The sequence below is a fragment of the Rhodobacter sp. P2_H5 genome (assembly GCF_056403335.1).
The window spans coordinates 129,847-154,085 of the sequence record NZ_JBFUFS010000002.1 but is presented as its reverse complement, the minus strand read 5'-3'; the positions used below and the strand labels follow the sequence as shown (position 1 = coordinate 154,085).

The 24,239-nt window shown below is 64.9% G+C and carries 22 protein-coding genes; 3 read left to right on the top strand and 19 right to left on the bottom strand.

What is annotated here, in order from left to right:
* Position 1: 1 nt before the first annotated feature.
* The 10 genes from AC1DVR_RS02910 to AC1DVR_RS02865 form a co-directional block, all read right to left on the bottom strand.
* The gene (locus AC1DVR_RS02910) at positions 2–955 is read right to left on the bottom strand and encodes an ABC transporter ATP-binding protein (RefSeq protein ID WP_477999019.1); all 954 of its coding nucleotides are present in this window, start codon (positions 953–955) and stop codon (positions 2–4) included.
* A gap of 3 nt (positions 956–958) precedes the next feature.
* Positions 959–1,201 (bottom strand): hypothetical protein, encoded by a 243-nt coding sequence (locus AC1DVR_RS02905; RefSeq protein WP_477999018.1) that lies wholly within the window; start codon positions 1,199–1,201, stop codon positions 959–961.
* Positions 1,202–2,338 carry an ABC transporter ATP-binding protein gene (locus AC1DVR_RS02900; protein ID WP_477999017.1) on the bottom strand — a complete coding sequence of 379 codons (1,137 nt, stop codon included), beginning with the start codon at positions 2,336–2,338 and terminating at the stop codon, positions 1,202–1,204.
* A gap of 24 nt (positions 2,339–2,362) precedes the next feature.
* Positions 2,363–3,223 carry a carbohydrate ABC transporter permease gene (locus AC1DVR_RS02895; RefSeq protein WP_477999016.1) on the bottom strand — a complete coding sequence of 287 codons (861 nt, stop codon included), beginning with the start codon at positions 3,221–3,223 and terminating at the stop codon, positions 2,363–2,365.
* A 9-nt stretch (positions 3,224–3,232) separates the two neighbouring features.
* Positions 3,233–4,186 carry a carbohydrate ABC transporter permease gene (locus AC1DVR_RS02890; protein WP_477999015.1) on the bottom strand — a complete coding sequence of 318 codons (954 nt, stop codon included), beginning with the start codon at positions 4,184–4,186 and terminating at the stop codon, positions 3,233–3,235.
* Between the two features lie 68 nt (positions 4,187–4,254).
* On the bottom strand, positions 4,255–5,682 hold the full coding sequence (locus AC1DVR_RS02885) for an ABC transporter substrate-binding protein (RefSeq protein WP_477999014.1): 1,428 nt from the start codon (positions 5,680–5,682) through the stop codon (positions 4,255–4,257).
* Between the two features lie 58 nt (positions 5,683–5,740).
* Positions 5,741–6,880 carry an ABC transporter ATP-binding protein gene (locus tag AC1DVR_RS02880; RefSeq protein ID WP_477999013.1) on the bottom strand — a complete coding sequence of 380 codons (1,140 nt, stop codon included), beginning with the start codon at positions 6,878–6,880 and terminating at the stop codon, positions 5,741–5,743.
* A gap of 483 nt (positions 6,881–7,363) precedes the next feature.
* A complete protein-coding gene (locus tag AC1DVR_RS02875; RefSeq protein ID WP_477999012.1) occupies positions 7,364–8,062 on the bottom strand; it encodes an SDR family NAD(P)-dependent oxidoreductase in 699 nt (232 codons plus the stop codon).
* A 49-nt stretch (positions 8,063–8,111) separates the two neighbouring features.
* Positions 8,112–9,092 carry a transketolase family protein gene (locus tag AC1DVR_RS02870; protein WP_477999011.1) on the bottom strand — a complete coding sequence of 327 codons (981 nt, stop codon included), beginning with the start codon at positions 9,090–9,092 and terminating at the stop codon, positions 8,112–8,114.
* Positions 9,093–9,947, bottom strand: a complete 855-nt coding sequence (locus AC1DVR_RS02865; protein ID WP_477999010.1) for a transketolase — start codon at positions 9,945–9,947, stop codon at positions 9,093–9,095.
* A gap of 84 nt (positions 9,948–10,031) precedes the next feature.
* Here AC1DVR_RS02865 and AC1DVR_RS02860 point away from each other — a divergent pair, with 84 nt between their 5' ends.
* Positions 10,032–11,204 carry an iron-containing alcohol dehydrogenase gene (locus AC1DVR_RS02860; RefSeq protein ID WP_477999009.1) on the top strand — a complete coding sequence of 391 codons (1,173 nt, stop codon included), beginning with the start codon at positions 10,032–10,034 and terminating at the stop codon, positions 11,202–11,204.
* Here AC1DVR_RS02860 and AC1DVR_RS02855 read toward each other — a convergent pair.
* The 4 genes from AC1DVR_RS02855 to AC1DVR_RS02840 all read right to left on the bottom strand — a co-directional run bounded on the left by AC1DVR_RS02855 (position 11,199) and on the right by AC1DVR_RS02840 (position 17,793).
* Positions 11,199–11,867, bottom strand: coding sequence for a GntR family transcriptional regulator (locus AC1DVR_RS02855; RefSeq protein WP_477999008.1), 669 nt, complete (start codon positions 11,865–11,867; stop codon positions 11,199–11,201). The two genes, AC1DVR_RS02860 and AC1DVR_RS02855, sit on opposite strands and share 6 nt — an antisense overlap.
* 122 nt (positions 11,868–11,989) lie before the next feature.
* Positions 11,990–13,375, bottom strand: coding sequence for an efflux transporter outer membrane subunit (locus tag AC1DVR_RS02850; RefSeq protein ID WP_477999007.1), 1,386 nt, complete (start codon positions 13,373–13,375; stop codon positions 11,990–11,992).
* A 37-nt stretch (positions 13,376–13,412) separates the two neighbouring features.
* Positions 13,413–16,574, bottom strand: coding sequence for a multidrug efflux RND transporter permease subunit (locus AC1DVR_RS02845; RefSeq protein ID WP_477999006.1), 3,162 nt, complete (start codon positions 16,572–16,574; stop codon positions 13,413–13,415).
* Between the two features lie 10 nt (positions 16,575–16,584).
* Positions 16,585–17,793 (bottom strand): efflux RND transporter periplasmic adaptor subunit, encoded by a 1,209-nt coding sequence (locus AC1DVR_RS02840; RefSeq protein WP_477999005.1) that lies wholly within the window; start codon positions 17,791–17,793, stop codon positions 16,585–16,587.
* Between the two features lie 138 nt (positions 17,794–17,931).
* Between AC1DVR_RS02840 and AC1DVR_RS02835 the strand changes: the two genes are divergently transcribed.
* Entirely contained in the window at positions 17,932–18,531 is a 600-nt protein-coding gene (locus tag AC1DVR_RS02835) for a TetR family transcriptional regulator (protein WP_477999004.1), read from the top strand.
* A gap of 79 nt (positions 18,532–18,610) precedes the next feature.
* Positions 18,611–19,891 (top strand): ATP-binding protein, encoded by a 1,281-nt coding sequence (locus tag AC1DVR_RS02830; protein ID WP_477999003.1) that lies wholly within the window; start codon positions 18,611–18,613, stop codon positions 19,889–19,891.
* On the opposite strand, the gene AC1DVR_RS02825 is transcribed toward AC1DVR_RS02830, so the two are convergent.
* From AC1DVR_RS02825 to cyoB, 5 genes are all read right to left on the bottom strand, one after another.
* Complete coding sequence (locus AC1DVR_RS02825) at positions 19,892–20,455, bottom strand: response regulator transcription factor (protein ID WP_477999002.1); 564 nt, start codon at positions 20,453–20,455, stop codon at positions 19,892–19,894.
* Between the two features lie 90 nt (positions 20,456–20,545).
* Positions 20,546–21,223: an SURF1 family protein gene (locus AC1DVR_RS02820; protein WP_477999001.1), complete on the bottom strand. Its 678-nt coding sequence runs from the start codon at positions 21,221–21,223 to the stop codon at positions 20,546–20,548.
* Positions 21,220–21,621 (bottom strand): cytochrome o ubiquinol oxidase subunit IV, encoded by a 402-nt coding sequence (gene cyoD, locus AC1DVR_RS02815; protein ID WP_477999000.1) that lies wholly within the window; start codon positions 21,619–21,621, stop codon positions 21,220–21,222. The genes AC1DVR_RS02820 and cyoD overlap by 4 nt, the downstream gene beginning before the upstream one ends.
* A gap of 3 nt (positions 21,622–21,624) precedes the next feature.
* Positions 21,625–22,230, bottom strand: a complete 606-nt coding sequence (gene cyoC / locus AC1DVR_RS02810; RefSeq protein WP_477998999.1) for a cytochrome o ubiquinol oxidase subunit III — start codon at positions 22,228–22,230, stop codon at positions 21,625–21,627.
* On the bottom strand, positions 22,230–24,230 hold the full coding sequence (gene cyoB / locus AC1DVR_RS02805) for a cytochrome o ubiquinol oxidase subunit I (RefSeq protein WP_477998998.1): 2,001 nt from the start codon (positions 24,228–24,230) through the stop codon (positions 22,230–22,232). Before cyoB ends, cyoC begins: the two co-directional genes overlap by 1 nt.
* Positions 24,231–24,239 lie beyond the last annotated feature (9 nt).

Genomic DNA, 24,239 nt, shown 5'->3' with positions numbered 1-24,239 from the left:
CTCAGTCTTCCTTTGCTTTGCCCTGCGCCGTCAGCGCCAGGAACACGTCTTCCAGGGATCGGTGGCCCTGCCCCACCGACAGAACCGTCAAACCCAGCCCACCCAGCCTTTGCGCCACCAGCGCCCGGCGGGCGCGAGGGTCCGCAGGGGTGATGTCTCGCAGGACGATATTCACCGAATATTCGCTCGCCGCCTCGGCACCTTGCACTTCGGGCAGGCTGCGAATGGCGGCCAGATGGCCTGCCAAGGGTTCAAAGACCTCCACCGCCAGCGCGTCGTTCAGGCCCAGCGCTGGCAGGATGTCCTCCTGCCGGCCTTGGGCCACCACCCTGCCCCGGTCCATGAAGATCACCCGGTCGCAGACCCGCTCCATCTCGGCCAGCTGGTGCGAGGAGAAGAGGAGCGTCACCCCCTCGGCCTTCATCGCGCGGAAGATCTGGCGCATGTCGGCGACACCGTTGGGGTCAAGGCCAAGCGTCGGCTCGTCCAGCACCAGAAACTCCGGCTCGTGGAGCAGCACCCGGGCGAGGCAGACGCGCTGCTGCATGCCGCGCGAAAAGGCCCCGATCACGCGATGGGCGGCAGAGGTCAGGCCGACCCGCTCGAGGACCTGATCCACCCGCGCCTGCGGTTGGGCCACGGCGTAAAGCCGCGCGAACATTGTCAGATAGTCGCGGGCGGTCATTTCGGGGTAGATGCGGGGCTTTTCCTGTAGATAGCCGATCCGCGCCCGCACCGCCTTCAGCCTTGCGCCATCGCGCACCCCCAGCAGCGTGATCTGCCCGGCGTCAGGCGCCAGCAGCCCGGTGATCATGTTCATCACCGTGGTCTTGCCCGCGCCATTGGGGCCCAAGAACCCCACAATCTCACCCTGCGGGACCACGAAATCCACCCCATCGACCGCCCGCTTGTCCCGGAAGGATTTTCTCAGGCCGCTGAGGGTCAGGGCGTCCATGGCTCAGACCGGCATCGGGATGATCGCCAGCCGGATCAGGTTGACCACGATCATCGTGACGCCAGCGGCCAGAAGGAACTCCATCGGCCAGGCCAGCAGCTTGAAGCGGTCATTGGCGATCTTGGCGAGCACGATCAGCACCACGGCCACCAGACAGGCCGGCCAGGGCGAGAAATCCCCCGCCATCACCGTGCAGGAGGAGAGGAGAAACGCCAGTATCCCCAAGAGAACCATCCAGGATTTCATTCAGTCCTCCTTAGTGCTGGCGGCGGCATGGGCCAGCGTCTCGCCAGTGGTCTTGTCGAACAGGTAAAGCCACGCGGGATCGAAGCGCAGGAAGAAGCCCGTGCCCTCGGTCTTGCCCAGATGCGCGGTTTCGGTCGTCGAGGTGCGGGTGGTGATCAGCGATGTGCCGCAGTGGAGGATATAGAGGTTCTCCGCCCCGGTCGGCTCGAAGGAATAAAGCGTGGTGGCGATGCCGTGATCGGCGTCCGCCCGGTCGCGGATCGAGATATGTTCCGGCCGCACCCCAAGCCGCAGGGTTTCGCTCAGATACCGCTCCAAGCGGTTGGCCTTGACCCAATCGGGGTCGAGCGGCACGGTGAAGCCATCGACCTCGGCCACCATACCCTGGTCCGAGCGCCGCAGCTTGCAATCGTAGACATTCATCTGCGGCTCACCCACGAAGCTGGCCACAAACTCCGTCGCCGGGCGTTCGAAGATCTCGCGCGGGGTGGCGAATTGCAGCATCTTGCCGTCCTTCATCACGATGATGCGGTCGGCCATGGTCATGGCTTCCAGCTGGTCGTGGGTGACGAAGATCGTGGTGACGCCAACGGTTTTCTGGATATGCCGCAACTCGGCCCGCATCTGGCCGCGCAGTTGCGCGTCAAGATGCGACATCGGTTCATCCATCAGGAAGACATCGGCATCGCGCACCAGCATCCGGGCGATAGCCACGCGCTGCAGCTGCCCTGCGGAAAGCTGATCTGGCTTGCGGTCCAGGACATCGGTGATCTGCATGGTCTGCGCCACCGCCCGCACCTTGGTGTCGATGGCGGATTTGGCCATGCGGCGCACCTCCAGGGGATAGGCGACATTGCCGAAAACCGTCATGTGGCGGTAAAGCCCGTAATCCTGAAACACCATGCCGACATTGCGGTAGCGCGGGCGCAGGAAGGTCACGTTGCGCCCGCCGATGGCAATCTCACCATCGGTCGGCATCTCAAGGCCCGCGATCATCCGCAGCGTCGTGGTCTTGCCGCAGCCCGATGGTCCCAGAAGAAAGACGAACTCGCCGTCCTTCACCGCAATATCCACATCCGAGACGGCGGTGAACTTGCCAAAGCGTTTGGCGAGCTGGTTGATCCTGATCTCAGCCATTGGTTTTTCCTCCCATCAAACGGGTCATTCTTTCACCACACCCTGGCTTAGCCCGCTGATCAGCTGGCGTTGCAGGATCAGCACGAACAGGATCAGGGGGGCCGTGATCAGCACGACAGCGGCGCCGAGCACATTCCACTGGATATCGGCGCCGATCGAATAGGCCATGATGGCGGGCGGCATCGTCTTGGACTTGACCGAGGTCAGGAAGGTCGCGAAGGCGAATTCGTTCCAGGACAGGATCATCACGAAGATCGCCGTGGCGGTGACCGAAGGCATCATCAGGGGCAGCGTCACCTTGCGGAAGGCCGCGGCCCAGGTGTCGCCATCGACCATCGCGGATTCTTCATAGCGTCTTGGAATGTCGCGGAAATAGCCGGTCAGCATCCAGACCACGAAGGGCAGTTGCATGGCCGTATACAGAAGGATCAAGCCAACCTTGGTGTCCAGAAGCTTCATGGTCTGAAAGGTCACGAAGATCGGCAGCAGGATCGCGACCGGCGGCATCATCCGGTTGGTCAGCACCCAGAAGGACACGTCATCGCGGCCGACAAAATCATACCGCGCTAAGGCATAGGCGCAGAACATGCCGATCGTGACCGAAAAGAAGGTCGAGGCCAGCGCGATCACGGTGGAATTGAAGAAGTTCTTCAGGATCCCCTTTTCCACGATCAGATAGCGAAACGCCTCCAACGTGGGGGTGAAGAACCACTCCGGCGTGGGGGAACCTGCGGCCCCGCCGTCCATGAAGCCGGTCATCACCATCCACATGTAGGGCACGAAGTTGATCAGGCAGACCGCGATGATCACCAGATAGACCCACCAGTTGCGCTGCACGTCCGGGGCCTTGGGCGAGGTCATCTTCTGCGCGTCGTTGATGTTCATGGCAGCCTCCTATTCCGCGACTTCGGTGCGCGAGCGGAACACGCGGATGAAGATGAAGCTCATCACGATGATCACCATCATCATGATCAGCGAGAGCGCCGCCGCCTTGGAGGCGTCGAAGAATTCCAGCCCCGTCTTGGTCAGCAGCACGTTCAGGGTGGTGGTGGCATTGCCCGGCCCGCCGCGCGTCATCACGAGGATCAGCTCGAAGGTGCGGAAGGCGTCCATCGTGCGGATCACCACGGCGATCATGATGGCGGGGCGCAAGAGGGGCATGGTGATCGACCAGAACACCTTCCAGGCCCCGGCGCCGTCAATCTCGGCCGCCTCATAGGGCTGGCGCGGGATCGAGGCGAGGCCGGCGGACAGCATCAGGAACATGAAGGGCGTCCATTCCCAGACATCGACAAAGATCAGCGTTTGCAGGGTGATGGTCGGGTCGGACAGGAAGGGGATCTCGCCCCAGCCGAAGAAATTGGTGATACCGCCGATGTAGTAGGTGGCCAGCCCCGCGCCGGGGTAGAACATGTAGCGCCAGATCAGCGCCGCGACCAAGGGCGGCAGGATCATCGGGATCAGGATGAAGATCCGCAGCACCCCCTGCCCCTTGATCTTGCGCTGGAACAGCAGGGCCAGGCCAAGGCCGAGCCAGAATTCGAAGAACACCGCCTCCAGCGTGAAGATCAGCGTGACCTTCAGCGAGTGCCAGACCTCGGGGTCCTGGATGACGCTCTGGTATTGATAGAGTCCAACGAAGAAGCGCGGGATATAGGGCTTGGACAGGACGAAATTCTGTCCGGCGACAAAGAGCGCATAGAGGAACGGATAGATGCCGATGCCAAACAGGATGATCAGCGTCGGTGCCATCAGAACCCAGGGGAAGACCGCCTTGTTGGAGGGGCCGAACTTGGCAAGAAGGCCCCGGCGGGACGGGGCCCGGGCCGGAAGGGTTGCGTCTGACATGATGGGTTCCGAAGGATGCGAGGGATGGGGTCCGGGCGGCGGGCGCCCGGACCGGGGCTCAACTCAGCTCAGTTCCAGGCCGAGGGCAGCCGGTCGTAATAGCTCAGGTCGCGCCATTGCTGCTTGGGCAGATCCTTGCGGCCAGGGATGTAGTAGCCGCCCTTTTTCATCGCCTCGGTCATGCGGGTTTCCATATTGGCCGCAGCGGTCTTGGCGTCGATCTGGCCGATCCAGACCTTGTTGCCTTCCTCGCCCATGATGTCGGAAATCTCGGCCCATTCCGGCACCCGCACCCGTTCATCCGGGTTGGTGGTCTTCAGCATGTAGTCATAGACCGGCAGCCACCAGGGTTCGTACTTGGCCAGCTCTTCCGACTTGAAGGTCGAATGCCGCGACGGCCCGGCGCCAAACTGCGTCGCCCGCGCCTGTACATCGGCCGAGGTCAGCCACTGGATGAAGACCCAGGCCGCCTCTTTCTTCTGGCTGTCCTTGGAAATGCCAAGGCTCCACGAGCCGAAGAAGGGGTCGATCCGGCCATCCGGGCCAGCCGGCGTGTGCAGGTGGATGTTCTTGCCCGCCACGGTGGCTTGCGCGGCCGGGTCCTCAAAGAAACCGTTCACGAAGTCGATGTAGTTCCAGGTGCCGAAGGCCTTGCCCTGCTGGTAGACGGCAGTGGCCTCGCCGATGCCCCAGTTCGCGCTGTCGGCGGGCATGAACTTTTTCAGGCTGACGAAATAGTCGATGGAATCAACCGTATGCTGGTTGTTGATCGAGATTTTCCAGTCCTTGTCGAGGTATTCGTCGCCCACGCTGTCCTTGGACTGGAAGGCGTAGAGATAGGGCAGATAGGTGACGCCCCAGAACCAGCGGCCCGGGATATTGGCAAAGCCCATGATGCCGCTTTCGGGCTTGTTCACCTTGTCCGCCGCCTTGAACATGAAGTCGGTGGTGAACTCGGGCGAGAAACGCTCGGGCATCTGGATACCCGCCGCATCGGCGAGGTCCTTGCGGAAGGTGGTGCCCACCGGGCCGGCGCCAATCGGGATCGTGTAGAGCGTGTCGTTATAGACCCCGGCGCCGCTGATCACGCGCGGCAGGAAATCGTCGATGTTGTAGTCGGCGGCGGTCAGGTCAGGGTTCTTGACGTAGGGCATCAGGGGGTCAAGAAAGCCCGCAGCGGCATATTCGGCCAGCCACATCACGTCTACCGCGTAAAAGTCATAGGTGCCGGTGCCCTGCTGCATCTCGACCAGCGATTTTTGTCGGTATTGGTCAAAGGGCACTTCGTCGACCACGACCTTGATGCCGAATTTCTGCTCGAACTCGGGGAAGAATTTCTCCAGCGCCGCGAACTGCGGCATCGAGGGCGCAAGGAAGTGAAGCTCGGTTCCGGACAGGGCTTTCTGCGCATCGGTCTGCGCGAAAGCAGAGGGTGCGACCAGCAACGATGACAAGAGCATCGCGGCCAGGGCACGTGTTCTGTGCAGTGTGGACATGTGTTCCTCCTCTATTGGTTTTTCCACGGCACGTGACCGCCCCCATGCGGAGCAGAGTTCAGGACGCTTTCCGGGTGAAACAGGCCTGCCGGACCGTCTCGCCCGTGGTGGCGTCAAAAAGGTAGACAAAGGCCGGATCGACCCGGAAGCTGATCGCAGCGCCGATCTCGCGCGGGTAACCCCGCGCCGCATCGACCGAGGTCATGACGCGGACCATCTGTCCCGCCACCTCGATGTCATAAACCACCCGCGAGCCAAGGGTTTCGACCGCGAAGACCACGCCATCGACACGCCCCTCCTCCGGGCTGCCGGGGGCGGCGAGGGTCAGATGCTGCGGACGGATGCCCAGCGTATAGGTGGCCTCGGGTCGCAAGGTGGCCCCCGCATCGGCCCAGTCCGCGCCCATCCGGATGGCAGAGGCGCCGATGCCGATGGTCAGGGCGCCGCCCTGCCGGACCAGACGCGCCGGGATCGTGTTCATCGCAGGTTCGCCCAGAAAGGTCGCGGCGAAAAGCGTGGCGGGGCGGTCGAACATCACCTGCGGCGGGGCGATCTGTTCGATCTTTCCCTTGTTGATCAGCACGATGCGGTCGGCCATGGTCATGGCCTCCAGCTGATCATGGCTGACGTAAAGCATCGTCGCCTTGAAATCGCGTTGCAGGCGCTTGAATTCCACCCGCATGCGGGCGCGCAGCTGCGCATCAAGGTGCGAGATCGGCTCGTCGAGCAGAAACACATCCGCCTCGCGCACCAACGCCCGGCCAATCGCCACCCGCTGCATCTGCCCGCCGGACAACTGGTTGGGCAGCCGTTCCAGCAGTTTTTCCAGCTGCAAGGTCTCGGCCACCGACTGGATCCGCGCCTTCATGGCGGTTTCCGGCAGTTTGCGGATGCGCAGGGGATAGGCCAGGTTTTCAAACACCGTCATATGCGGAAACAGCGAGTGCTTGTCGTAGACCATCGCCAGATTGCGTTCGCGCGGGGTGAAGTCGGTCACATCGCGCCCGCCGATCCTTATGCGACCGGCCGAAGGGTCCTCAAGTCCCGCCACCAGCCGCAGGGTCGTGGTCTTGCCCGCCCCCGACGGCCCCAGAAGGAACATCGCCTCACGGTCGGCCACATCGAAGGAGATCCCCTGCAGCGCGGCACTCCCGTTCTTGAAGCTTTTCCTCAGGTCTTGGATGTGCAGGTTGGCCATGGGTCAGGTCAGCTTTCGGCAAAAGGTCACATGCGGTGCGGAGTGCTCCACCCGGATCAGAAGCCCACCGAAAAGAGTGACATTGGCGCAGTTGCGCCGCAGGCCGGCCAAGCCGGTTTGCGCAGGCGCACCCGGTGCGGCCCCTTGGTGCCGCTGCAGCCCTGTTCCATGTTCTCTCCCGGCCTCCCCGTCTGACCTTGGTCAGCACCCGCCAAGCCGCGGGTTTTTCGGGAGCCCCTTTCAGGCAGTTCAGAGAATCTCCGCTCTCTTGAGCCATAGAAGTAATTTCTCTGCGCGCAAATTGCAACGGAAAAAATTTCCTGCCATCGAAAAAGCGGAAAAACTTCCTTGCGGCGGCGCCGGGCCCTGCATGACGGCAAGGGCGGGCGAAAGTCGGCGTCAGATGACGAAAGGCCGCGCCTGAACGTTCAGGCGCGGCCCCCGGCCCAGGCCGGAATTGGCGGGGAAAGAAGAGGAAAGCCCTCAGCAGACCGCGTAGCCGCCGTCCACAGGCAGGACGACGCCGGTCACATAGGCCGCATCCGCGGACAGAAGAAAGCGGATGACCGAGGCCACCTCGGCCGGTTGCGCCCAGCGCCCCATCGGGATGCGGACGTTGATCTTGGCCACGCGGGCCAGATCCTCGCGCGCACGGGCGGACATCGCGGTTTCGACCCAGCCCGGCGCCACCGCGTTGACCCGCACACCTTTGGACGCCCAGGCCACCGCCATTGACCGCGTGACCGCCGCCACGGCGCCCTTGCTCGCCGTATAGGCCGGCGCCCCCGCCGAGCCGAAGATCGACCACATCGAGGCGAACATCACCACAGCGCCTCCCGCCGCCTCCAGCCTTGGCAGAAGCGCGGTCGACAGGGCGAAGCCCGCTGTGACATTGACGCGCAGCACGGCCTCGAAATCCTCGGTCTGCCATTCGCGCCCATGACGCAGGATGCCGGCGGCATTGACCAGACCGTCCAGCCTTTCGATCCCCTCCAGCGCCTGCAGGACCAGGGCGGTGTCGGTGACATCGGCCTGGTGAAAGGTGATCGCGGGGTCAAGGTCGGCGTCGCGGTCCAGCCCCGCCGCGATGACGCGCCAGCCCTCTTTCAGCAGGCGTTCGGCCACGGCGCGGCCAATGCCGGTGCCGCCCCCGGTGATCAATGCGGTTTTCGTCTGGCTCATCCTGCGGACCTTTCCCGGTTTGGTTTGACTGCGGTGCCTGACGCCAGGCTCACCCGCCGATGGCCGCGAGGACCACCTCGGCGATCCCGGCTTCGTCGAGCTTGTAATGCGCGTAAAGATGGCTCGGCGGGGCGATCAGGGCAAATTCGTCGCGGATGCCGTGGCGGATCAGGCGCTTGCCCACACCTTCATCGGCCAGAACCTCGGCCACAGCCGCGCCAAGGCCGCCGATGATGTTGTGCTCTTCGATTGTCATGAGTTTGGCAGTGCGGGAGGCAGCCTCCAACACCGCCTCGCGGTCAATCGGCTTGACAGTGGCCATGTCGATCACGCCAACCGAGCGCCCCGCCGCGTTCAGCCTTCTGGCGACCTGCACCGCTGGATGAACCGGCATGCCGCAGGCGATGATGGTCAGCTCCTCACCCTTCGCATGTTCGATGGCCTTGCCGAAGGTGAAGCTCTGGGCCGGGTCGTAAAGGTCCGGCTCGCGCCCCCGCCCGGTGCGGAAATAGATCGGCCGGTCATGGTCGACCGAGGCGCGGATGGCAGACTCCAGCTGCGGGCCGTCGGCGGTGGAGACCACGGTCAGATCGGCGATGGAGCGCATGGTGCCGATGTCTTCGGTCGCATGGTGCGAGGTGCCGTAAAAGCCCATCGCAATCCCGGTGTGATGCCCGATCATCCGCACCGGCAGGGCGCAATAGGCCACATCCATCCGGATCTGCTCGACCGTCAGCAGGCCGATGAACGAGGCGAAGGTCGCGACATAGGGCATCATTCCCGTCGTGGCCAAGCCCGCCGCGGCAGAGACCATGTTCTGCTCGGAGATGCCAAATTGGATATAGCGGTCGGGATACCGCGCCGCAAAACGGTTCAGCCCGTTGGAATATTGCAAATCGGCCGATCCTGCGACAATCGGATAGCCCGCCTCGGTCAGCGCGATCAGCCCGTTGGACAGATGGTCCAGCCCGGGATTCTTCTGGTTCAATTCGCGGTAGTGCCAGGAGTTGGGGGACAAGGGTTTGCTCATTCAGATCACCTGCGCCAGAATTTCCTGACGCGCGGCTTCGGCGTCGGTGGGGTCAAGATAGCCAAGGTGCCAGCCGGGTTCGGTCTCCATATAGGAGACGCCCTTGCCCTTCACGGTCCTGGCGATGATGCAGCAGGGGGTGGCACGGTCGGCGTCCGCCTTGACCTGCCGCAAGAGGGCGGTGAGTGCTGCAATGTCGTGGCCGTCGACCACATGCACCTCCCAGCCAAAGGCGCGCCATTTGGCGTCCAGCGGCTCGACGCCCATCACGTCATCCACCGCGCCATCGAGTTGAAAGCCGTTGCGGTCGACGATCGCCACCAGCCGCGACAGGCCGTGGTGGGCGGCGAAAAGTGCCGCCTCCCAGACCTGACCCTCCTGCATCTCGCCATCGCCGAGCATGACGAAGGTGGTGAAGTCGCGCCCCTGCATCCGCCCACCCATCGCCATCCCCGCCCCGTTCGACAGGGCATGGCCGATGGAGCCGGAGGAGAAATCCACCCCCGCCACCTTGCGCATATCCGGGTGGTCACCCAGGGGGTTGCCCAGCCGCGTATAGCCGTTCAGCACCTCAACCGGGATATAGCCGCGCTCGGCCAATATCGGGAAAAGCCCCACCGCCGCATGGCCCTTGCCCATGAGGAAGCGGTCGCGGTCGGGCCATTTCGGGTCCGGCCCGAGCCGCATCACGTCATAGTACAGCGCCGCAAAGATCTCGGCCGCCGAGAAGACCGAGGTGTAGTGCCCGACCTTGGCAATCTCGATCAGGCGGATGGTTTCCAGCCGGATGAACTGGGCGCGGTCGCGCAAATGGGCGACCTGCTCTGCCGTCGGGTCAAAGTCATTCTTCCGCATCCGCCCGCCTTCTCATCTTCTGGATTCGCCGTTGCTGTCATTTCATATATGATATATCTTTGCTCCAAACAAGGGAGCATTTCCGTGACCAACCTGTCCGACTATACCATCGCCCTGCCGACCAAGGTGATCTTCGGGGCCGGGAGTCTGGCCCGGCTGGCCGATCTGGCCCGGCCCTTTGGCGCTGCGGCTTTCGTGATGATCGACCCTTTCCTCAAAGGCTCGGCGCTGGAGGCTTCGGTCCTGGGCCAGTTGGCAGCGGCGGGGATCCGAACCACCCTTTGGCATGACATCGTGCCGAACCCGCGGGCGGAAACCTGTGACAGGGCGGCGGCGGCGGCTTTTGGGGCCGAGATGATCATCGCCATCGGCGGCGGATCGACCATGGATGCGGCCAAGGCGGTGGCTTTGGTCGCCACCAACGGCGGGCAAAGCTGGAGCTTCACCGCCCGCGCCAATGCCGAAGTGCGCAGCCCTGAAAAGCGCGGCCGGCCGCTGATCGCCATCCCGACCAATGCCGGGACCGGGGCGGAGGTCACGCCCTTTGCCGTCCTTTCCAACCCGGACCTCAAGCTGAAGGCGACGATCATCCACCCCTTCTGCTTCCCCGATCTGGCCATCGTGGACCCCGCCTTGCACTTGACCAAGCCGCGCCGGCTGACCGCCTCGACCGGGGTGGACACCTTCCTGCACGCCTTTGAAGGCTTCATCGGGACCAGACCCAACACCTGGACCGACCTCTTCTCGATCCGCGCGATGGAGCTGGTGGCGGCGCATCTGCCCGCAGCTTGCGACAACCCGGGCGATCTGGAAGCGCGGACGAGGATGGCGGAGGCCTGCTATATGGCGGGGATCACGCTGGGCACGATTGGCGTCGGCATCCCCCATGCCCTGGGTCAGGCGATGGGCGCCTTGAAGGACACGCCGCATGGCGAAAGCTGTGCCGCCTGCTTGATCCCGACCGTCCGCTGGACCATGCCCCATGCGCAGGACCGTCTGGCCAGGGTCGCCACGATCTTCCGCCCCGAGCTTGCCGCCCTGTCACAAGTGGCGCAGGCGCAGGCCCTGCCCGAGGCGCTTGCGCAGTTTTGCGCCAGCATCGGTCTGACCGGCGGCTTTGGTGCCCTGGGTCTGCGGCGGGATGAGGTTGAGCGGCTGCTCGACGTGGCCGAGACCAACTACGGCTTTGACATCGCCTGTTCGCAGCGCCCCGCCGCGCGCGAGGATCTGCGGCGGATCGTGACCGAGAGCCTATAGCGCCTTGGCGGCAAGCCAGTCGACCAGAACCTGGCTCCAGGCGATATCGGCCTGAATGGCGGCCTTGGCGGCGGGGCCGTCCTGCGCTTTCAGGGCGCGCAGGACCGCGTAATGCTGATGCGTGCCGCTGGTAAGGTCGCGCACCGGCACCGTCATGTGAAAGGTCCGCAGCAAGGGGCCCATCAGCACCCACATGGTCTCGACCGTGGCAAAGATCAGCGGCATCCGCGCGCCGGCCACCAGACCGAAATGAAACTGGCGGTTCAGGGAGGCGGCCTGCTGCGGGTCGACGGCGGCGGCCTTGCGGAACTGCTCCTGCAGATCCTCCAGCGCCTGCACCTCGGCGGGGGTCATCCGCCCGGCGGCCAGCGCCGCAGCCTCGCCCTCCAAAAGGTGCCGCATCAGAAGGATCTCGCGCAACTCATCGGCGGTCAGGTTGCGGACATGGATGGCGGTGGCGGCCTTCATCTCCAGCGCGTGTTCGCTGACCAGCCGGAAGATCGCCTCACGGACCGGGGTGATCGAGACACCCAGCTCTTCGGCCAGGGGGTTGATCCGAAGCCGCGCGCCGGGTTCGTATTTCCCCTCGATCAGCGTGTCGCGAATGGCCGCGTAGACCTGTTCTGAGAGGTTGCCGCGTTCAATCTTCCTCAGGCCCGTCACGCGCGATCCTTTCCCTGCTGCAGCCCCGTTCTTGCCACAGCCGGGGCGCGCCTCCAATGGATGGTTTGGCGCCACCTGCCAATTCGTGCCGCGCGCAAGGCGGTCGCGCGCGGCACCGCGTGTTATTGCAGCGGGGCGGCGGCGGCGAGGCTCACGTTGACATAGCTCGTCGCATAGTCGCGCACGGAAGAGGCATAGGCGATGCGGGCGGTCAGAAGCGAGCGTTCCGCCTCCAGCACGGTCAGGATATCGGCCTGCCCGCCGCGCATCGATTCCCGCGCCAGCGTGACGGTCTGTTCGGCAAGCGACACCAGCTTGCGCTGCGCCGCCACGTTGGAGGCGCCCCGGTTATAGGCGCTGAGGCCGTCTTCCACGTCCTGCACCGCGTCCAGAACGCTGGCGCGCCAGGCGGCCTCGGCCTGGACAGCGCGGCTTTCGGCGGCGCTCAACCGCGCCTTGTTCGCGCCGCCGGTAAAGAGCGGCAGGTTGATCTGCGGCCCGAAGCCCCAGAGCGTCGGCGCCCCGCCCCGGTGGATGTTGGTCGGCGTGATCGAACCCGACAGCGTGACCGAGGGCCAGAAGGCGGCCTCGGCCACGCCGATGCGCGCGGTGGCGGCGGCCAGCTTGCGTTCGGCGATCTGCACGTCGGGGCGGGCGCGAATCACGTCGGCCGGGATGCCCACGCTGGGGCGGAAGCGGGCGACGGGCTGCGCGCTGCCCTTCTGCAGCTGGCTGCGCAGGTCTGCGGTGCGCAGCGCCGTCAGCGTCGCCAGCCGGTTGATCGATTGGTCAAAGCCGATCTGCAGGGCCGGCATCCCCGCCTCGGCCTGGGCCACCGCCTGTTCGGCCTGCAAGACATCCAGCTGGTTGACCTGCCCCGCATCCTTCATCCAGCGAATAAGCTCCAGCGTCTCGCGCCGGCTGTCGATGCTCTTGCGCGTCAGAGCGATGCTTTCCTGATAGCCGCGCATGTCGATATAGGCGGTAGCAATGGCCCCGGAGACGGCCCGGCGCGAGGCTTCGGCCGACAGTTTGGCGGCATCCAGCTCGGCAAGGGTCGCGGTGCGTTCCGCGCTGTTGGCCCCGAACAGGTCGATCAGCCAGGTTCCCGACAGCGAGGCGGAGGTGCTTTGCGACATGCCCGTGCCCTGCGCATCGCCGCGCGTGGCCCCTGCCCCGGCCTGCAGCGACGGCAAGGAAGCGGCGCCTGCGAGGCGAGAGCCGGCCTCGGCCTCGTCAATCGCGGCAAGCGCCTGCTGGATCGTCAGGTTGCGCGCCTGCCCCTGGGCGATCAGCTGGTTCAGGCTCTTGTCGCCGAAACTGGCCCACCAGGCGCCGCCGGCGCTGCGTTGGGGGGCCGGGGAAGCAAAGCTCGCGGCGAGGTCGGCCTTCGGCGCCGTAAAGGGCTGCGTGGTGGGCATGGCCATGCATCCCGCCAGCAGCAGGGCCAAAAGCGGCAGGGTCAGGGCCAGGCGCCCATGCATGTCGAGGGAGAAGGGTCTGCTCATGGTTTTCTCTTTTGCGGTCTTGCTGTGGTCGGGCGGCCTAAGCCGCCGGAGGGGTCGCGGCAGGGATCGAGGGCGTCGCCTCCTCCCCCTGCCCGAGTTTGAGGTGGGTGCCGGTCAGCTTCATCACGAAGACGAAGAACACCGGTGCGAACAACAGGCCCAGCACGGTGGCCGAGATCATGCCGCCCACCACGTTGACGCCGATGGCATTCTGGCTGGCGGCGGAAGGTCCATGCGCCATGGCCATCGGCAGCACGCCCATGGTGAAGGCGAGGGAAGTCATCAGGATGGGCCTGAACCGCAGGCGGCAGGCCTGGATGGTGGCGGGGATCAGCTCCGCGCCTTCGGCGATCATGTCCTTTGCGACCTCGACGATCAGGATTGCGTTCTTGGCCGAAAGGCCGACGATGGTGATCAGGCCCACCGTGAAGAACACGTCATTGGACAGGCCCGCGAACTTGACCGCCAAGGCCGACCCGATCGCCCCCATCGGCACGATCAGCATCACGGACAGGGGGATCGACCAGCTGCCGTAGAGACCTGCAAGGCACAGGAATACGAACAGCACCGACAAGCCAATCAGGATCGGCGCCTGTGATCCGCTGTCAATCTCCTGCAAGGATTGGCCGGTCCATTCAAAGGCAAAGCCCGGCGGCAGCTGGCCGGCCAACCGCTCCATCTCGGCAATCGCCTCGCCGGAGGAGTGGCCCGGCGCCGCGGCGCCGTTGATGCGGACGGACGAATAGCCGTTGTAGCCCACGATCTGCGTCGGCCCAAAGCCCCATTCCGCCGAGGCGAAGGCGGACAATGGCACCATGCCGCCCTGCACATTGCGCACGTTCAGCTTCATCACGTCTTCGATGTTCATCCGCGCCGAAGCCTCGGCCTGCACCATGACGCGCTGCATCCGGCCATTGTTGGGGAAGTCGTTCACATAGCCGGACCCCAGCGCGACCGAGATGGTGCGGTTGATCTCACCAAAGGTGACGCCAAAGGCGTTGGCCTTCTCGCGGTCGATCTTCAGGGCCAGTTCGGGCCCGGGGGGCAGGCCCTCGGTATACATCTGGCCCAGGACCTTGCTGGCGGCGGCGGCCCCCATCAGCTGCTGGCTCGCCGCCTGCAGCGCCGCATTGCCCAGGTTGGCGCGGTCCTGCAGCCGGAAGGCAAAGCCCGAACTGGTGCCCAGCCCCGCAATCGGCGGCGGCGACAGGGCGAAGGCGACGGAATCGCGGATCGCAAAGATCTTGCCCGAGAGCTGCCCCGCCAGCGCCGTGGCCGAAAGGTCCGGCGTCCGCCGCTCCTCCCAATCCTTCAGCGTCACGAAGGCCAGACCCGAGTTCGGCCCCTGACCGGAGAAGGAGAAGCCCTGGATCGTGACCATGCTGTCCACCCCCGGCATCGCCAGTGCCGCCGCTTCGGCCTGTTTGGTAACCTCGCGCAGGCGGAAACTGGTGGCGCCGGGCGGGGCCTGGAGATTGGCCAGAAGGAAGCCCTGATCTTCCTGCGGCAGGAAGGCCGCCGGGATCTGGATATAGACCCAGCCGAGCCCCACCACGAGCGCAAGATAGACCACCATCATCCGCCCCGCGCGCCGGACCAACCCGCCGACCAGCCCCGAATAGCCCTTCGAAGCGCGGTCAAAGTTGCGGTTGAACCAGCCGAACATCCCCTTCTTGCCATGGGCATGGCCCTTCGGCACCGGCTTTAGCAGCGTGGCGCACAGCGCCGGTGTCAGGGACAGCGCGAGGAAGGCCGAGAAGGCGATCGACACCACCATGGTCAGCGAAAACTGCTGATAGATGATCCCGACCGAGCCCGGAAAGAAGGCAAGCGGCACAAAGACGGCGATCAGTGCCAGCGTGATGCCGACAATCGCGCCCGAGATCTGCCCCATGGCCTTTTTCGCGGCGGCCTTGGGGGAAAGCCCCTCCTGCGACATGATCCGCTCGACGTTTTCGACCACGACGATCGCGTCATCGACCAGGATGCCGATGGCCAGGATCATCGCGAACATCGTCAGCACGTTGATCGAATAGCCCGCCGCCAGCATCACCGCCATGGTGCCCGACAGGGCGATGGGAACCACCAGCGTCGGGATGATCGTGTAGCGGAAGTTCTGCAAAAAGAGGAACATCACGACAAAGACCAGCGCCACGGCCTCCAGAAGCGTGTGGAGCACCTTTTCGATCGAGGCGGAAACGAAAGGCGTCGTGTCATAGGGGATCGTGTAGGTGACCCCCTTGGGGAACAGCGGCGACAACCGCTCCATCACCGCGCGGACGCCCTTGGCGGTGTCCAGCGCATTGCCGGTCGGCGACAGCTGGACGCCAATGGCGGCGGTTTCCTGCCCGTTCAGGAAGGATTTGAAGGAATAAAGCTCGGCATCAATCTCGATCCTTGCGACATCGGACAGGCGGACCAAGGCCCCGTCATCCTTGGCGCGCAGCACGATATTGCCAAACTCCTCGGGCGTGCCCAATTGGCCGGTGACCAGAAGCGAGGCCTGCACCTGCTGGCCGGGCAGCGCCGGGTCCGCCCCGATCGAGCCAGCCGCCACCTGCGCGTTCTGTTCGGCAATCGCGGCGGTGACGTCGGTGACCGACAGATCGAGCCCGACCAGCTTGGCCGGGTCGATCCAGACCCGCAGCGCGCGCTGGGTGGCGAAAAGCTGGCCCCGTCCCACCCCGGGCACCCGGCGCACCTCGTTGATCACGTTGCGCGAGACGAAATCGCCAAGGTCCACCGCGTCGAGCCCGGAGTCGGGCGTGGCGGTCAAAGCGATGAACATCAGAAAGCTGGAAGAGGCCTCCTCGACCAGCACACCCTGCTGCTGCACCTGCTGCGGCAGGGCAGCTTCAACCCGGCGCAGACGGTTCTGCGTGTCCACCACCGCTTGCGCGATCTTGGTACCCGCCTTGAAGGTCACGTTGATCGTGACCGACCCCGTCGCCTCGGAGGTGGATTCGAAGTACAACAGCCCCGGCAACCCGTTCAGCTCTTCTTCGATCGGCTGGGTGACCTGGCGGTACAGATCCTCGGGCGATGCCCCGGCGAACAGGGTCGAGATCGTCACCTGGGGCGGTGCGACATCGGGATATTGCGACACCGGCAGGCGGGGCAAGGACAGGGCACCGGCCAGCACGATGAAGATGGCGATGACCCAGGCCAGCACCGGGTTGTTGATGAAGAACTTTGCCATTGTGCCGGTCTCAATTCTTCGCAGGGTCTGCGGCAGGTGCCGCAGGGGGCAGGCGCTTGGTGCAGACCTCGGGCGCCGAAGCCTGTGCCTGCGACGGGTCGAACCAGCAGACCGGGGACACCGGCGCGCCGGGGCCGATCTTCTGGAAGCCGTCCACGATCACCATGTCATCTGCCGCCAGCCCCGACAGGACGATGACCCGGTTGCCGACGCTGCGACCCAGCGTCACCGGTCGCAGGTCGGCGGCCTGCTTGTCGGTGACGACATAGACCAAGGCCGCCCCCGAAGCGTCGCGCTGCACCGCCTGCGCCGGGATGGCGAGGGCATTGGCCTCGGTCGCCTGTTCGACCATCACGCGGACATACATGCCGGGCAAAAGCACCCCTTCGGCATTCGGGAACTGGGCGCGCAGGGTGACCTGGCCGCTGGAGCGTTCCACGAAGGCCTCGGCGAACAGCAACCTGCCGGGGTGCTGATATTGTGAGCCGTCATCGAGATGCAGCACGACCCGCGCCACATCGGGTTCCACCATCACCAGCTCGCCCTTGGCCAGCGCGGCCCGCAGGCGCAAAAGTTCCGAGACCGGCTGCTGCATGTCGACGTAGACCGTGTCCAGCTGCTGGATCGTGGTCAGCACATCGCCCTGCGCCGCAACCAGGGCGCCTTCGGTGATCAGCGCGCGGCCGATGCGGCCCGAGATCGGCGCCTTGATGTCGGCGTAGCTGAGGTTCAGCTCAGCGGCACGCACCTGGGCGCGGGCTTCGGCGAGGCCCGCCTCGGCCTGCAGGCGCGTGGCGGTGGCGGTCTCGAAATCGGATTTGCTGGTGATGTTGCGCGCATTCAGCGCGGCAAGCCGCCCGGCGTTTTGCTGCGCCTCCAGCAAGACAGCCTCGGCGCGGGCGACATTGGCGCGCGCCGCTTCGGCCGCAATCTCGTAACTGGCCTTGTCGAGCTGGAACAGAACGTCCCCCTCTTTGACCAGGGAGCCCTGTTCGAAGAGCCGCTTCTCGATGATGCCGCCGACCCGCGGCCGCACTTCGGCGATCTGGGTGGCGCTGACGCGGCCCGGCAGTTCCGAGATCACCGGAATCGTCTCGGGCTGCAGCACGATCACGCCCACTCCCGAAGGGGGCATCCCCTGTGCAAAGGTCGCACCGGTGGACAAAGCCAGCAGCGCCATCGCCGCAGAGAGGGTGAAGCGCCGAAACAGCAGGGTCATGGGCAATCCGTTGCAAGAAGGGTGGTTGCGGTATCACAGGTCAAATCTGGGCATATGACCAACTTGGTCGCGCGTCCAGTTTTATTCCCGGGATTTTTGTGTTACAGACCACAGAATGCGAATCCGGGGGGCAAGGACGTGGCATATTTGGCACGCGACGCAAGACGCGAGCAGATCATGAACGCGGTCATCGACATCGTCTCGCGCGAAGGGCTGTCGGCCGCGACCGTGCGGCGCATCGCCCAGACACTGGAGTGTTCGCCCGGCCAGATCCACCACCACTTCGCCTCGGCCGAGGCGCTGCGCGCCGAAGCGGTGCGTGAGGTCTGGCGCCGCATCGAACCCCAGATGCTGGAGGCGCTGCGCCGCCTCCCCCCGCGCGAGCGGCTTTTGTCGATGCTGGCCGGCTGCAAGCTGCGCTCGCTCGGCGCGCTTGATCCGGTGATGGACCTGGCCGAACGGCTCTGGCACGAGGCCTGGGACATCCGCCAGGACCCCGCCGTGCGCGCCGCCCTCAGCGAGGGGATGACCAAGTTGCACAGTGAAATCATCTGTGCGCTGGAGCAGGGCATGGAAGCTGGCCTCTTTCCGCCGGGCACCGAAACCCGCAAGGCCGCCCTGCGCCTGATCGCCGCCTCGCAAGGCTTCGAGCTTTTGGAGCAGATTGGCGTCAGCGCGGAACTCGGGGCGGAAAAGCTGGCCTTCATCGAGGGTCTTCTCCTGAACGAGGGGCTCTAGCGGGGGCCTCGGCCGCGCTGGACTGGACCTTTCCGGCCTGACCGGTCAAAAAGGCCGAAAGCCCAGAGGTCACCGCGCCATGTCACGCCCTGCCGGAAAGTTCTCGCGTACGGATGGCCAGAACCTCGCCCTGCTGGTGCGGCTGCGCTGGGTGGCGATTGCCGGACAGGCCCTGGCCATTCTGGCCACGCATTTCGGCTTTGGCATCGCCATGCCCTTGTTCAACATGCTGGCAATCTTGTCCTTTCTGGCCTGCATCAACCTTCTGGCCCGGGCGCGCAGCAAAACGCCGGAGCGGATCAAGGGCGGGCTGCTGACCATCGAGATCCTGATCGACGTGCTGGCACTGACGCTGTTGCTGTACCTGTCGGGCGGGGCGACCAATCCTTTCACCAGCCTGCTGATCCTGCAGGGCATCGTCGCCATCGTCCTGCTGCCGCCGGCGCAGGCGGGGCTGGTGATCGGCTCCACCATCCTCGCCGGGTTGTTCCTGCTGCAATACGGCCAACCCCTGCACCTGCCCCGCCGCAGCGAAGACGGGCCAGGCTTTGACGATCTGTTTCTGGTCGGCACCTACCTCAGCTTCGTGATCTGCACCCTGCTGGCCGCCTGGTTCATCATGGGCATCCGCGCCATTCTCAACCGGCGCAACGAGGAACTGGCCCGCGCGGAAAGCCAGATCACCGAAGAGGCGATGATCCTGCGGATCGGGCTTCTCGCCTCGACTGCGGCGCATGATCTGGGCACGCCCTTGACGAACCTCGCTGTCATTCTGGACGACTGGGTCGATCTGGGGATGCCCGCCCCTGATGAAACCCGGCGCCAGGTCGAGCTGATGCAAGAGGCGGTGCAGACCTGCCGTGTCACCATTTCGGGCATGTTGCAGGCCGCAGGCGCCGCCCGGCTGGACGAGGCGGTGCCGCAGGACGTGGCCGCCTTTGTCGAACAGGTGGTGGCGGGCTGGCAGGTCGGGCACGCAAGGGTCCGGGTCAGCATCGCCGATCTGCGCAGTCGTCCGTGTCGGATCGTGGCGGATGTCCTGTTGCGCAAGGCGCTGGACAACCTTCTGGACAACGCCGCCGAGGTCGGGGCGGAGGAGATCAGCATCGCGATCCGCTCGGCCGGGCTCAGGGTCAAGATCTCGATCTGCGACAATGGCCCGGGGTTTCCTGCGGCTCTGCTCGCCTCTGGCCCTGCGCCGTTCCAAAGCGGCAATCCGGTGACGAGCCTTGGCCCCTCGCGCGGGTTGGGGTTGTTTCTGGTGCAATCGGTGCTGCGCCGGATGGGCGGCGATCTGAGCCTGTCCAACCTCGACACTGGCGGCGCGCGGGCGACCCTGCTTCTGCCCTTTATCGGCTGATCATTTGACCGGCTGCTTGGCCAGCTTGCGCGCCAGCGTGCGGCGGTGCATCCCGAGCCGCCGCGCCGCTTCCGAGATGTTGAACTCGGTCTCGGCCAGAACGCGCTGGATCGTCTCCCACTCCTGCGTGCGCAAGGAGGAAACCCGGGGGGCGACAAGCTCCGGCACATCGCGCCCCGCCTCATGGCTGAAGGCGGCCTCGATCTGGCGGGCCGTGGCGGGTTTGGCGAGGTATTGCGTCGCGCCAAGCTTGATCGCCTCGACCGTCGTGGCGATCGAGGCATAGCCGGTCAGCACCACCACCTGCGGCGGCGGGTCGAGCCTGGCAAGGGCGGTCACCACATCGAGCCCGCTGCCGTCTGCCAGTTTCAGATCCACCAAAGCGCGGTCGGGGATATTCTGACCGGCGAGATAGGCGCCGGCTTCCTCCACCCCGGACGCCCGCGTGACGCGATAGCCACGCGCCGTGAAGCTGGCCGCAAGCGTGGCGGCCAGACGCGGATCGTCCTCGACAATCAGCAGGGACAGGCCGGTGGCGGCCTGTTGGGGCAAAGGCAGGTTCATCGCGCGGTTCCGGGGCACAGGCCTCCCCGTCAATCTAGGCCGATTTGGCCCGATTGCAAAGTGGACCGGTATCGGGGGCCGGGTGCGGGGTCAGCGTTTCGGCCGCAGGGCAAGGAAACCGGTCACAGCCAGCACCAGCGCGAGGCTGAACCAGGTCAGCGCGTAAACCAGATGGGCGTTGCGGAAGCTGACCACGGTCAGGCCGCCGACCGGCAGGGCCTGCGGGTCAGGGCCTGCGGCGGCGTCGATGAAATAGGGCGCAACCGGGCCAATGTCCTGTGCGGCGGCAATGGCTGCGGTATCGCGGGAATACCAGCGGCCGGCCTTGGGATCATTGGCGCGCAGAAAGGCGCCGCCGGGTTCGGTCGGGCGCAAAAGACCGGTCACGGTTTGCGGGCCTTCCGGGTTCTGGCGCTGCGCCGGGTCGCGCTGGTCGCCTGGCACGAAGCCGCGGTTGACCAGCAGGCGCCAACCCTCGGCGGTGGTCAGGGGGGTCAGCACCCAGAAGCCCGCGCCGCGTGCGGTCACGGCCTGAACCAGAACCTCATGGGCGAAATCAAAGTTGCCGGTCGCCGTGACCCTTGTATAGGCGGACAGCGCGCCCGCCTGCGGGCCGGGGGCCGCCACCGGCGCCGCCGCCAGCCGCGCGTTGACCTCGGCGATCAGCGCATTCTTCCAGGCCAGCCGTTCGACCTGCCAGATGCCCAGACCCACCAGTGCCATCACCGCAAGGGCGATCGCAACCGTCAGGGCCAAGCGGCGTGTCACGGCGCGGATTCCAGATCGTGGCTCATCTGCGGCATCATGTTCGTGGTCAGGTGGTACATGACCCAGATCGACCCCGACAGCATGATCACCACCACAACCACGGTGAAGATCATGGCCAGCATCGACCACCCCTCCTCGGCGCGCGAGGTCATGTGGAGGAAATAGACCATATGCACGACGATCTGCACGATGGCAAAGGCCACCACGATCAGGGCCGTAACGACCGGGCTGGCAAAGCCGCCCATCATCACGATGCCGAAGGGGATCGCTGTCAGGATCACCGAAAGGAGGAACCCCTTGGCATAGGAGGCGTGGCTGCCATGGTCATGGCCCATGTCGCCATGTGCTGCGTCAGCGGTGTGGCCAGAATTCGGGCTGTGCGATTGGCTTTGCTGCATGGCTCAGATCATCCTGACAAGGTAGACAAAAGTGAAGACGCCGATCCAGACCACGTCCAGAAAGTGCCAGAACATCGACAGGCACATCAGGCGCCGCAGGTTGGCCCCGACCAGGCCCTTGCGCATCACCTGCACCATCAGCGTCACCAGCCAGATCGAGCCGAAGGCGACGTGCAACCCATGGGTGCCGACCAGCGAGAAGAAGGCCGAGAGGAAAGCCGAGCGCTGCGGGCCGGCGCCTTCCTCGATCAGGTGGTGGAACTCGAACAATTCGATGCTGAGGAAGGCGAGGCCAAAGCCGAGGGTGACCAGCAGCCAGACCAGCGTGGCGCCTTTCTTGCCGGCATAGGCGGCCAGCAGCGCAAAGCCATAGGTGATCGACGACAGAAGAAGCATGGCGGTGTTGACTGCCACGAGGTCCAGATCGAACAGATCCTTCGGCCCCGGCCCCGCCGCCAGATTGCCGCCCAACACTCCGTAAGCGGCGAAGAGGACGGCGAACATCAGGCAGTCGCTCATCAGGTAGATCCAGAAGCCCAGCGCGGTCGACGCCCCCTCGGGGTGGTCATGCGGCTCGGTCTCCCAGAAGGTATTGGTCGAAGCGGACATCACATGGCTCCTGTCAGGCTGGTCTGGCGCGCGGTTTCCACCGATGCCACCGTGTCGGCGGCAATGTGATAATCGCGGTTGTAGTTGAAGGTGTGGACGATGGCCCCGACCACCAGTGCGGCAAAGGACAGCGCGGCCAGCCACCAGACATACCAGATCATCGCCATGCCGAAGACCGTGGCCAAGCCTGCGAGGATCACACCGGCGCCGGTGCTTTTCGGCATGTGGATCGCAAGGAAGCCGGTCTGCGGCTGGGTCGCACCCGCCGATTTCATCTGCCACCAGGCGTCGAGGTCATGGACCACCGGCGTGAAGGCAAAGTTGTACTCGGCCGGCGGCGAGGAGGTCGCCCATTCCAGCGTGCGGCCATTCCACGGGTCGCCCGTCAGGTCGCGGTTCTTGGCGCGGTCCTTGATCGACACGGCGATCTGCAGGAAGAAGGCGCCGATCCCGCCCGCGATCAGCAGGGCGCCGAAGGCCGCGATGGCGAACCAGATCTGCAGGCTCGGGTCGTCGAACACCCGCACCCGGCGGGTGACGCCCATCAGGCCCAGAATGTAAAGCGGCATGAAGGCGAACCAGAAGCCGACCACCCAAAGCCAGAAGGACACCAGCCCCCAGAAGCGGTTCAGGGTGAAGCCGAAAGCCTTGGGCCACCAGTAGCTGATCGCGGCAAAGATCCCGAACAGCACGCCGCCGATGATGACGTTGTGGAAGTGCGCGATCAGGAACAAGGAGTTGTGCAGCACGAAGTCCGCCGGCGGCACGGCCAGAAGCACACCGGTCATGCCGCCCACGGTGAAGGTCAGCATGAAGGCGAGGGTCCACAGGATCGGTAGCTCAAAGCGCAGCCTTCCGCGGTAGATGGTGAACAGCCAGTTGAAGATCTTCGCCCCGGTCGGGATCGAGATGATCATCGTGGTGATCCCGAAGAACGAGTTGACGCTCGCCCCCGACCCCATCGTGAAGAAGTGGTGCAGCCAGACAAGGTAGCTCAGCACCGTGATGCAGACGGTGGCATAGACCATCGAGGTGTAGCCGAACAGCCGCTTGCCCGCGAAGGTCGCCGTGACTTCGGAATAGACCCCGAACAGCGGCAAGATCAGGATGTAAACCTCCGGGTGGCCCCAGATCCAGATCAGGTTCACATACATCATCGGGTTGCCACCAAGGTCATTGGTGAAGAAGTTGGTGCCGACATAGCGATCCAGCGTCAGCAGGATCAGCGTCATGGTCAGCACCGGGAACGACGCCACGATCAGGATGTTGGTGCAAAGCGAGGTCCAGACGAAGACCGGCATCTTCATCAGGGTCATCCCCGGGGCGCGCATCTTGATGATGGTCACCATCAGGTTGATGCCGGACAGCGTAGTCCCGACGCCCGCAACCTGCAGACCCCAGATGTAATAATCGACGCCGACATAGGGGCTCGCCGCAATCCCCGACAGCGGCGGGAAGGCCAGCCAGCCGGTCTGCGCGAACTCGCCCACGAACAAGGAGGCCATGACGATCACCGCGCCGCCCACCGTCATCCAGAACGAGAAGTTGTTGAGGAAGGGGAAAGACACGTCGCGCGCGCCGATCTGCAGCGGCACGACAAAGTTCATCAGGCCGGTCACGAAGGGCATCGCCACGAAGAAGATCATGATCACGCCATGGGCGGTGAAGATCTGGTCATAGTGATGGGCGTTCAGGTAACCGTCCGAGCCGCCAAAGGCCATCACCTGCTGCAGGCGCATCATCACCGCATCGGCAAAGCCGCGCACCAGCATGACCAACCCCAGCACCATATACATGATGCCGATCTTCTTGTGGTCGACCGAGGTGAACCATTGGGTCCAGAGATAACCCCAAAGCCGGAAATACGTGAGCGCGCCGACCAATGCGATGCCGCCCAGCACCACGACGGCGAAGGTGGCCATGACGATCGGCTCGGTCGGGATCGCCTCCCAGGTCAGGCGCCCCAGAAGGAAAGAGGTGGCGGGCAGGTCAGTTGCCATGGCGAGGTT